The organism is Acinetobacter geminorum, from assembly GCF_013009345.1.
In the GTDB taxonomy this organism is placed as follows: domain Bacteria; phylum Pseudomonadota; class Gammaproteobacteria; order Pseudomonadales; family Moraxellaceae; genus Acinetobacter; species Acinetobacter geminorum.
Genome location: NZ_JABELE010000023.1, coordinates 30,292 through 40,669 on the forward strand (window position 1 = coordinate 30,292; position 10,378 = coordinate 40,669).

10 protein-coding genes and 3 pseudogenes are annotated in these 10,378 nt (G+C 38.0%); 8 read left to right on the forward strand and 5 right to left on the reverse strand.

Annotated elements, in window-relative coordinates:
• Positions 1 to 218 precede the first annotated feature (218 nt).
• The 6 genes and pseudogenes from HJG58_RS17045 to HJG58_RS17070 all read left to right on the forward strand — a co-directional run bounded on the left by HJG58_RS17045 (position 219) and on the right by HJG58_RS17070 (position 2,304).
• A complete protein-coding gene (locus HJG58_RS17045; RefSeq protein WP_005130378.1) occupies positions 219 to 848 on the forward strand; it encodes an AAA family ATPase in 630 nt (209 codons plus the stop codon).
• Complete coding sequence (locus tag HJG58_RS17050) at positions 845 to 1,084, forward strand: hypothetical protein (protein WP_005130377.1); 240 nt, start codon at positions 845 to 847, stop codon at positions 1,082 to 1,084. Before HJG58_RS17045 ends, HJG58_RS17050 begins: the two co-directional genes overlap by 4 nt.
• Positions 1,085 to 1,187: 103 nt before the next feature.
• A pseudogene (locus HJG58_RS17055) lies at positions 1,188 to 1,268 on the forward strand (helix-turn-helix domain-containing protein); the annotation flags it as partial.
• Positions 1,269 to 1,350: 82 nt separating this feature from the next.
• Positions 1,351 to 1,776, forward strand: a complete 426-nt coding sequence (locus tag HJG58_RS17060) for a hypothetical protein (protein ID WP_065996232.1) — start codon at positions 1,351 to 1,353, stop codon at positions 1,774 to 1,776.
• 2 nt (positions 1,777 to 1,778) lie between these two features.
• Entirely contained in the window at positions 1,779 to 2,027 is a 249-nt protein-coding gene (locus HJG58_RS17065) for a type II toxin-antitoxin system Phd/YefM family antitoxin (RefSeq protein ID WP_005130375.1), read from the forward strand.
• Positions 2,017 to 2,304 (forward strand): type II toxin-antitoxin system RelE family toxin, encoded by a 288-nt coding sequence (locus HJG58_RS17070; RefSeq protein WP_065996230.1) that lies wholly within the window; start codon positions 2,017 to 2,019, stop codon positions 2,302 to 2,304. The genes HJG58_RS17065 and HJG58_RS17070 overlap by 11 nt, the downstream gene beginning before the upstream one ends.
• Positions 2,305 to 2,464: 160 nt before the next feature.
• Here HJG58_RS17070 and HJG58_RS17075 read toward each other — a convergent pair.
• Positions 2,465 to 2,617, reverse strand: a pseudogene (locus HJG58_RS17075) (DUF4113 domain-containing protein); the annotation flags it as partial.
• A gap of 489 nt (positions 2,618 to 3,106) precedes the next feature.
• Here HJG58_RS17075 and HJG58_RS17080 point away from each other — a divergent pair.
• The gene (locus HJG58_RS17080; protein ID WP_004282045.1) at positions 3,107 to 3,673 is read left to right on the forward strand and encodes a recombinase family protein; all 567 of its coding nucleotides are present in this window, start codon (positions 3,107 to 3,109) and stop codon (positions 3,671 to 3,673) included.
• A gap of 174 nt (positions 3,674 to 3,847) precedes the next feature.
• Here HJG58_RS17080 and HJG58_RS17085 read toward each other — a convergent pair whose 3' ends face one another.
• Both HJG58_RS17085 and HJG58_RS17090 read right to left on the reverse strand, forming a co-directional pair.
• Positions 3,848 to 4,180 (reverse strand): hypothetical protein, encoded by a 333-nt coding sequence (locus HJG58_RS17085; protein ID WP_005253224.1) that lies wholly within the window; start codon positions 4,178 to 4,180, stop codon positions 3,848 to 3,850.
• Between the two features lie 30 nt (positions 4,181 to 4,210).
• Positions 4,211 to 4,945, reverse strand: a complete 735-nt coding sequence (locus tag HJG58_RS17090) for a DUF6973 domain-containing protein (RefSeq protein WP_071211297.1) — start codon at positions 4,943 to 4,945, stop codon at positions 4,211 to 4,213.
• Positions 4,946 to 5,228: 283 nt separating this feature from the next.
• On the opposite strand from HJG58_RS17090, the pseudogene HJG58_RS17095 reads away from it, so the two are divergent.
• Positions 5,229 to 6,059, forward strand: a pseudogene (locus HJG58_RS17095) (IS3 family transposase); the annotation flags it as partial.
• Between the two features lie 245 nt (positions 6,060 to 6,304).
• On the opposite strand, the gene tpgA reads toward HJG58_RS17095, so the two are convergent.
• Positions 6,305 to 7,093, reverse strand: a complete 789-nt coding sequence (tpgA, locus tag HJG58_RS17100; protein WP_068558565.1) for a trimeric autotransporter adhesin/peptidogylcan-associated protein TpgA — start codon at positions 7,091 to 7,093, stop codon at positions 6,305 to 6,307.
• Between the two features lie 60 nt (positions 7,094 to 7,153).
• On the reverse strand, positions 7,154 to 10,378 hold a 3,225-nt coding region (locus HJG58_RS17105; protein ID WP_442866114.1), incomplete at its 5' end, for a YadA-like family protein.

Genomic DNA, 10,378 nt, shown 5'->3' on the forward strand with positions numbered 1-10,378 from the left:
TAAAAATAAAAATGTTATTGCTTAAAAATTTAAGAGAATTTCTTGTTTTACGAGTATCCATTTACAGTGATGAATTAGCATGAAGTATAACCCTAATTTAGGTGGGAAAATGTAGACTAATACTAAATCAATGGACAACAAGATTTTTTAAGTAAGTATTTACACCAATGAAAAATAAAACTATATTGAATTCAAATTAGTTACAAATTACAAGTAAAATGATTATCTTAATTGGAAGTCAAAAAGGCGGATGTGGTAAATCAACAATAGCCATCAACATTGCAGCATATCTTGCTAAACATAAGAAAGACATAGTATTAGTTGATGCAGATCCTCAACAAAGTTCAGCTAATTGGGTAAAAGACAGAGATGAAACTGATCTGCCAAAAGTTCATTGTGTTCAACGCTATGGTGACATCAAGAACACACTGAAAGACCTGGATAGCCGTTATAACTATGTGATTGTTGATGTGGCTGGACATGATAGTAAAGAGCTTAGAACAGCAATGCTAACAGCTCATTACCTTGTAGTACCATTTAGACCATCACAGTTCGATCTTGATACTTTACCTCATCTCTCTGAAGTCATAGATCAAGCCAAGTCATTTAATGAAGACTTAAAACCATTTGGTTTATTAACGCTGGCACCAACCAATCCATCTGTATCTGAAGTACAACAAGCAAATGATTACCTGGCGGATTTTCCATTATTCACAGCGTTGTCGTCAGTAATTCATGACAGGAAGGTTTATCGTGATGTTACTGCTGAAGGGAAAGGTGTTGTTGAATCAAATAATCCAAAAGCAATCGAAGAGTTTGAATCATTTATGAAGGAGCTTTTAGCGTGATTAAGAAAAGAGAAATTACGAAGCCTTCATCACCCGAAATTGACGCATTCATCAATGGGGCAAATGAGCAGACTACTCAAAAACTAGATCCCAAAGCACCTCGAAAATTTAAGACGCATACGATTCCAATGAACGAATATGAGTATCAGCTATTGGCTGAGTTAGCTGAAAAATATGGTCAAACCCATAATGGAATTATCAGATTTGCTCTGAAGAAACTTAGTGAAGAAAATTAACTAATTTGAAACTAATATAAAACTAATTTAGTTTTTAATTGGTTGTGATTTGCGTGTGGAAAAGCCCTTAATGATTAAGGGCTTTATTGTATTTGTTAGACCTATATCATGTCGGAACATGACCAAGGATGAAATAGCTAAAGCAGTTGGTTGTGGAGTTTCTACCGTTTATCGAGTAGCGAAAAGTACTCATTATGGTTTTTTTAATCGCATCTTTAAATGTGCTTCTAGGAATGCTATAGTCATAGCGTTGAATAGGAGAATCTATGAATTCTGATACTGTTTGGAATATGACTGAAAAATCTCGTTTGAAACGAGAGGATGAAGTTCGTATGCAGGAACTCAGACATCTATTCGATTTGATGGATGAAAGAGAGGAAGAGTGGCAGGTAACTAAAACTACTACATTAGAAAAAGCTCTAAAGATACTTTCATGGTGTGATCTTGACGTAGCTCCTGGGTTAGCTGAGCTAGAGATGCAACAACCTATAGATATTATTGAGCAACATCGTAAGTGGTTAAAGGTATTTCGTTCAGCGATGCCTTATCTTGCAAAGATGCTCCTCGTCACTGATTCAACCCTACTTATCAAATTAAGATGCACATTAGAGAGGTATGCTGAGATTAGCTACCCGAACCTACTTGTAGTGATTCAACCCAAACTGCAAACACTTAACTTTATAAAGGCCTAACTATGACTCAATTAATCCATGCACGAATGACTGCAAGTATTACTGAACTCAAAAAGAGTCCGATGGATACAGTGTTAGCAGGTAAAGGTGAACCTGTAGCGATCCTTAATCGTAATATACCAGCGTTTTACTGTGTTCCGGCTGATTTGTATGAAACCATGATGGAACAACTGGAAGACCTGGAACTCAACAAAATTGCAGATGCTCGTGCGAATCAAAAACGCATTCGAGTAAATATTGATGACCTATAAGTTAGACTTTTTAGAAGAAGCATTAGCAGAATGGAAAAAGCTTAATCCAAGTATTAAGCAACCATTGAAGAAGAAACTGATCAAGGTACTAGAGAATCCTCGCATTCCCAAGAATAAGCTCCCAGGACATCCTAACCGCTACAAGATCAAACTTCGCAGTGTTGGTTATCGTTTGGTTTATGAAGTGATTGATGATGAGGTTATTTTCATCGTCATTGCCGTAGGCAGACGTGAAAACAATGCTGTGTATGATGAAGCCAACTCTCGACATTCATAAGTAATTGATTGCATTAAGCAGGAATTCTTTCATTAAGGAATTCCTGCTTAATGCACATATGGAATATATCTTACAGATTTTAGTTGTTTTTTAATATTTAATTGAAACTAAATTAAAACTAATTAGAAACTATAATTGTGCATTTAATAGGGGATCATCTCTATTTCACAACCCAGAGTTGATCCCACTTAAAGTAGTTATGCGTCAACTTATCTCTGGTCATCTTCCATGTCCTATTGGGTAGCATACTTGCTCCAAGTACCAGTTTTGTCTTGCTAAACTTATATTGAATCTTTTCTAGTGTTTCCATTAAAACTGAAGGTATTTGCAAAATTAGCCATGTAATTTAATTATTGATGGGCTATTGGAAGAAGGAATGAGTGATAGACTATGAACAAGAATGCGTAGTCATTTTATTCAGTATTTTTTAATTTAACTAAATGAAATTTATTGAATTTTAATTATTAATTAAAACGCCCAATTTGAAAAACTGGGCGCTTCACTAATGGTAATAATCATTACCATTAACCACTAGAGAACACAAACTATGGTTCAGTTTTGTGTTTTATAAACATACTTTGTGTATGTGAGTTTGTAAATGATTTTGCTCAGAGATTTAAAAATCAAAGTATCTTCTTATTGATATTTGTAATATTAGACTATACCCTAAGATAACATTATAAAAGTTCTTAAAACCATGTAACATTTAAATGATTTTTAACCATATGTAACATGTAACTTTGATATTAAAGATTTATAATTTACGAAATTGTTCATTTTTATCCAATTGGGGCATAAAAGAATGAAAGGTCAAAAAGTAGGCTATGTCCGGGTGAGTTCGGTCGAGCAAAATACGGGACGTCAACTTGAGGGAACTGAAGTCGACCGGATTTTTGTTGATCGTGCTTCAGGTAAAAATACCGACCGACCGAAATTTCAAGAAATGTTGAACTATGTCCGGGAAGGGGACAGGGTGATAGTACATTCCATGGATCGTTTTGCGCGAAGCCTGAAAGATTTGGTCACTGAAGTAGATAAACTGGTTAAAAGAGGGATCGCCATCCAGTTTGTAAAAGAAAATATTACTTTTACCGCTCAATCTACCCCGATGGATAATTTGATGCTGCAATTGATGGGTGCTTTTGCCCAGTTCGAACGTGAGATCATTTTAGAACGGCAAAAGGAAGGAATTAAATTAGCCTCTGCTCAAGGGAAGTACAAAGGCCGGGTACATAAATTGAAGCCTGATCAAGCTGAAGCTTTACGACAAGCATGGAATGAAGGGAAATACCCTTCAAAAATGGCATTAGGTCAGGCATTTGGAATTAGTCGCCAAGCGGTATACCGTTATTTAAAAACCGGTGAATAACGGCACTGTTGCAAATAGAGATTTGAGTCGATAAAGTTTCCTTTAAAAAGTGCTTATGTATGAGAGTAAAAAAGTTTCATACTAAGTAATAGTGTTTAATATTCTATTATCCATAAATTTTTTAATTCTACAAAAAACCACTTTCCAGTGGTTTTTTAAATTAATTTGATATATCTATTTGATATCAAATATAAGATTTTCTTTATCATATTTAGCAGAATATGCTACTACAGACTCAGAATGAAGTTTTTTATCTTTGTCCGTATAATTAATACTTATTGAATCCTCAGTATCTGAATACTGTATTTGATATTTATATGAAGCATTTGGTGCTAAATCACCAATAACATCTACTTTTTTTGATGTTTCATACTTAAAATTAACATTATAAACGGGACTATCAGTTTTGTTATTTACGGTGATAGTTCCATTATCTTTTTCCATAGGTGAGCAAGCCACTATAAATATACTCGCAGCACCTAATAAAATACCTTTATTAAAAGTCATAGACATTCCACCTTATAAATCCTAATTTTTTTATTTTTCACCGACTGAATTTGACCATACCAAATTCCCATTTGATATGATTTTCAATCTTCCTGCCCGTACTTGAGCTTGAGTTAAACTCGCAAATGATGATTGTAAAAGCGTCGTAGGATTGTTTTTCCCTAAACTGATACCTATCGAGTTATTATAAATATCCATAGACCGTTCTGTTGCAGGCTGTCCTGTAGAACCGAATTCATGTGCATCACTCCATTTTTTTGCAAAATCGGCTCCCACATCTATTGTCATGCCAAAGTTCCAAACAGCATGTCTAAATGCATCACCATTTCCATTATGCATAACTGAACTAGTATTTACATATCTCGCTTTAGTAAGATCTATAGCAGTTTTGGCATTTGCGATACATAGTAAACCCTTAGCTCGGTTTGCATTATAAAGTGCTTGTTCTTGAGCATTTAGATAACCATTTATATATCCGTCCATATCGGTATATACAGACGAAATTGTAGCTCTGGATGAGCGCCCAGGAGTTTGCACTACTTCTGTTTTCAATAAAGAATCGGCATATTCATTTAATTCAGCTTCACTAGCATCAGGGTTTTTATTCTGAAATTCACGTAACTTTTCAGCAATATTGTCAATTGAATTAGCAACAGAAGCATTATAGGTGATTACAGGTTCAGGAGAAGCAGTATTACTATCAGCAGCGTATAACTGTCCTGTTATTAAAGATAAAGACAAAGCAAGAATATAAGTTTTTTTCATTTTCCAATAGTATCCTTTTAATTCGATTGATATTCCAATTTAGAATGTTTTCTGCCTTACAAAGTAATCTTTTGTTTATTTAATTTTTATAAGACTTATAAGATGAAATTAACTCATTGAGCCTAAAGCTTCATATAAGTATGAAACTTTATTACTTTAAAAAAAATTAGTTGGTCATGTTGGATTGCTTCAGTATGAGTCTTTATTTTTTTAGCTTAGGTCTTACCATTTAAAATCAAAGGGTTAAGAGTAACCTAGTATGATACTTTTTTACTCTCACACACCGATCGCAGCTTCAACCTATTACCGAACTTTAGATCTTGCTGACAATCCAGAACATCGAGCGAAACGAGATCTACATGATGAGCATCATGCTGAACAAATTCAACGAATTTGGAAAGAAAGTTCAGGTCGATATGGTGTGCGTAAGGTCTGGCAACAATTGAAACGTGAAGGCTATGTTATTGCACGTTGTACAGTTGCTCGATTGATGCAGAAGTTAGGTATACAAGGTGTTTGGCGTGGTAAGAATAAACAAACTACTCGTAACCGAGATGACCAAAAACGAGCAGATGATTTAGTGAAACGTAATTTTAATGCTGATCGACCTGACCAACTGTGGGTAAGTGATTTTACGTATATTCAAACAAATTCAGGCTGGGTCTATACCGCCTTTATTATTGATGTGTTCTCACGAGCAATTGTTGGATGGAAAGTATCTACACGGATGAATACAGATATGGTACTCGATGCACTTGAGCAAGCATTGCACGATCGAGGCATGCCAAAGAATGTGATTCATCATTCCGACAGAGGTGTGCAATATCTTTCCATTCGCTATACCAATCGTTTAGAAGCTGCAAATTTACGAGCATCAGTCGGTACGACTGGTGATTCATACGATAATGCTTTGGCTGAAACAGTGAATGGCTTATACAAAACAGAGGTGATTGAATATCTAAAAGCAGATTGGCAAGGTTTAGCAGATGTACAACTTGCGACACTAAACTGGGTAGATTGGTTCAATAAAAAGCGTGTACACAGTGCACTGGGTTATGTATCGCCTTTTGAGTTTGAAGCAATGTACTATGATAAGATTAACCCGTTAGGTTAGGTGGCCTAACTTAAATAAAAAAGTCTCCGACAAACCCGGTACGGTTCACATTGAAGTAGCTTCAAAATGAAGCTACTTCAATGTCTAGGGTACTGGGTGCAGTCCACTATTCACTTCAGCCTACCTTGACTGTAGGTGTTTAAAAGCTGCTTTATAATAAACAGAAGAGTGTTCATTCTTAAGATTATTATACTATAATCGTTTGATAATATAGCACAGTTATAAACACTCTCCAGATACATAAATTACCAACTAACATTCACACGTCGATTTGGAGCTAAACAGCCAACAAGACGATTATTAGCTTTGTTACCAGCACATTGTTGGTATAAATCAGTTTGGCTATTGGCTTGGATTTGAATGCGATTTACATCAATGCCTTCATTTACCAAAAGCTTCGCTACTGTATTCGCTCGCTGAGCTGAAAGTTGATGGTTGTATGAAAATTTACCCAATGGATCAGCAAACCCTGCAACTGTAATCGGACCTGTTGAATTGCTTTGCTTAATTCGCTCGGCAATTGCCGCCACAGAACTTGAACCTTGTTCGATTGCATTTGCATTTGAACGATCAAATGCAAAGAATACGCTTCCTGATCTTGCTCCAGCTAAATTCGTATCATTTGGTACTTGATTGTTTGCACCCCAAGCCATTAAACCTTCACAAGCCTCCCCTTTCCAGAATAAGCGCTCAGATAGATTTTTTTTATCAAAGTCTACGCGTAATTGGCAACGTAAATAATCTTGGCTATTTGGTTGGCGAATATCTAACACATAGTTCCACGTTTTGACAAAAAATACCCCTTCGCTAAATTGAGGATTGCCCAAAATATATCGAATTTGGTCTTTAGTTAAACCTGTATCTAAGCGTGCAACATTGTCATATTCATAACGCTGTACTTGTTTAAGGTAACTTTTTTCAACCGTAGGAAATTTAATTTCCTCTTGCTGAACAACCACTTCATCATCTGCAATTGCAGTGATTGCTATCGTAGAAACCATCCCAAATACTAATGCTTTTATCATATTTTTCATTTTTTACTCTCTTAATCTGTTGGAAGCTAGGAGAGTCAGATGACTCTCCTCGACAATGAATTAGTCGATTACACCGCTGATACCGATACGTACACTTGGATCACCTTGTGATGCTGCTGCAACACCACCTGTGATTGACCAACGTCCATTGTCAGCAGTTTTACGTAAGGTCACACCCACTGCATTTTCACCACCATGATAAGAAGCGCCTGCTGCATACGTATATTTACCTGGTACGAATGGTGCTGTCTCTAAAGCCATTGCCGCCGCAATGCCCGCATTCGCACGTTTTTCTACATCATCAATACGTTGGTTTGTTGAGTAGAACGCTTGCTCTAGACGATTACTTACATTGTCAATTTTGGTATTCAATGCTTGATCTGCTTTATTTAAAGCATCTACTGCACCACCAACATTGTTGTAATCTTTACCACCTACGTTATATGTAGGATTAGTAAAGCTTTGCGTAATATTGTCATACCCAGCTCCACCACCAAGATACTCAACAATTTTTTGGTTCGTTGTATTCAACTGTGAACCATTTACCGCATCTTTAGAATCTGCTTTGATTGCACCATCTTTAACGCCAGTTACAACACGATCACCATCTTTACCTGCAACATTTACTGTAGTACCACCAGTATCTTTACCAACTGTGATTTCACCATTTGGTGTTTGTTGTTGAACAAGACCAGATTTACCACTGTTGATATTGTCGATATTGGTTTGGATGTTAGAAATATCACTTGTGTTTTGGTTCACTTGTTGTTGAACATTCCACAACTGACCGCCATTCACAGCATCTTTAGAGCCTTGAGCAACTTCACCATCTTTTACATTACTGATGGTTGTGCCATTAGCACCACCTAATGTGATTTTGTCTTTATTTGCGTCATCGTATTTAACCGCATTATTCGCAAGCTCATTAACATTGTTATTTACATTGCTAATCGCTGTGTCTAATTGACCCTTATTCACAGCATCTGTAGCACTCGTACCTGCTGCAACATTGGTAATTTGTTTATTACCTGCATTGATTCCTTGTGTTGTTACACTCGGACCGCCTGCAATTACTAAACCAGTGTTGTTTAATACAACAGCATTATTACCAATGTTAATGCCTGAATTGTTCAGAACAGTATCACCTGCTGCAATAGAATCGACTGTTAAGTCCTTAGCAGTTGAAACTTCATAGTTATCTGAACCATCTGCATTTTTCGTCTTATTCACAACAATGTTTTCACCATTTGACACTGTTGTTTTAGACGTGGTTGCAGCATTGCCAATTGCTTGATCAAGTGCTGTTAATGCATCACCAACGTTAGTTTGAGTACCTTGAGCCACATTATAAGTTGGGCCTGTGATCGTACCATCAGCATTTACCTTCGCATTACCACCAAGGCTGTCTACAAGTGCAGTTTGTGTTTCAACCACTTGATTACCGACAGCTTTCAATTGAGCAACGTTAACTACATCTGCATCGGCTGTACCAGCCGCAACGCCAGTAATTTGACGGTAGATACCATTTGCAGCATCACCAACTGCGACTGCACCAGTTGTAGATGTAGTGTTGCTAATTGCAGTTTTGTCAGCTGTAGTTGCTGCTGACAATGTATAACCTGCAACATCAGCACCTGTAGTCGCTGCCGAACCCGTACCTAAAACAACTGAACCAGCAACTGTTTGAGTTACATTGTTTCCAAGTACAAAGGTATCGTCTGTCAATACTTGGTTGTTGTTACCCACAGAGTAACTGTTGCTGCCATCAACAATCGTTGGGTCACCAATTGCTCCTGAATGATCCCCATTCACTTTGTTACCAGTACCGATGCTGATAGATTGAGTACCTAATGCTTCTGCACCGTTACCAATCGCAATTGACTGAGCGCCAGCAACTTTCGTGTTGTGACCTAGTGCAACAGAACTATCTGCACCCGCTTCAACGATCGCGTTGACACCAATTGCAGTTGAGTTCAATCCACCTGCACTTGAGTCATTTGTCGTACCTAAATCACCTTTAGAAGTGTCTGCATTGGTATGGAAGAATTTCACACCTTCTGTATTCATCTTCTGAACAGTCTGAGCAATCGTCAAACGATCAGTCGTTTCTTGACCTTGCTTATCATAAGTAAGGAACAAAGAGTCCTGATTTTTATTGTCTGGTTGAGTATTTACAACCTGATCAATAATGTTGACTTTATTACCATTACCATCAACAACTTCTGTAATATTGTTGCTAATTACTTGTTGTAATTGTTCTTCAGTCGCTGCACGACCTTGAGTTGCAAAGTCAGCAGCCGTTAAGTCTTTATTACTTAAGCCTTTGATAGTATTTGTCGTACTATCGATAGCAACATTTCCAACTGCTATTTGACCAGTCGTTACGCTATCCAAAGTCAAGTCTTTACTTAAAGCAAATGCAACATTATTACCTGTCTTAGTTGCTGTTAAGTTGCTATCTGTTGGATCAGCTACACCGATATCTACCGTATCACCCGCTTTGATTGCACCTGCATTGGCACCATTGCTTGCCAAGTTCCAGCCTTTGTCTAATTCACTGATCGCAGCACCTACGTTGTTCACGTCTGTGCCATTCACGCTATAGGTCGGTGCTGTCACTGCGCCTGTCGTACTGTTGTATGTTGCACCACCACCTAAGTTGTTGGCTGTGCTGTTGCCCAATGCATCAGTTTTGCCATCCGCTGCTGCTGTTACTGCATCCAATTGGCCTTTGTTCACCGCTTGGTCTGCTGTGGTCGCATCTGCAACATTGCTGATGTTGGTGTTTGCTGCATCAATGCCCGCTGTCGTGATGCTTGGCCCACCTGTAATCACTAAGCCACTGTTGTCGAGCTTACTGTTACCTGTGGTCACGCTGTCAAGGTCAAGGTCACGGCTTAAGCTGTATTGAATTGTGTTGCCACTCTTCGCAACTTGTAAATTCGTTTCGCCTGCTGCTGTACCGATATCTACCGTATCGCCCGCTTTGATTGCACCTGCATTGGCACCATTGCTTGCCAAGTTCCAGCCTTTGTCTAATTCACTGATCGCAGCACCTACGTTGTTCACGTCTGTGCCATTCACGCTATAGGTCGGTGCTGTCACTGCGCCTGTCGTACTGTTGTATGTTGCACCACCACCTAAGTTGTTGGCCGTGCTGTTGCCCAATGCATCAGTTTTGCCATCCGCTGCTGCTGTTACTGCATCCAATTGGCCTTTGTTCACCGCTTGGTCTGCTGTGGTCGCATCTGCAACATTGCTGATGTTGGTGTTTGCTGCATCAAT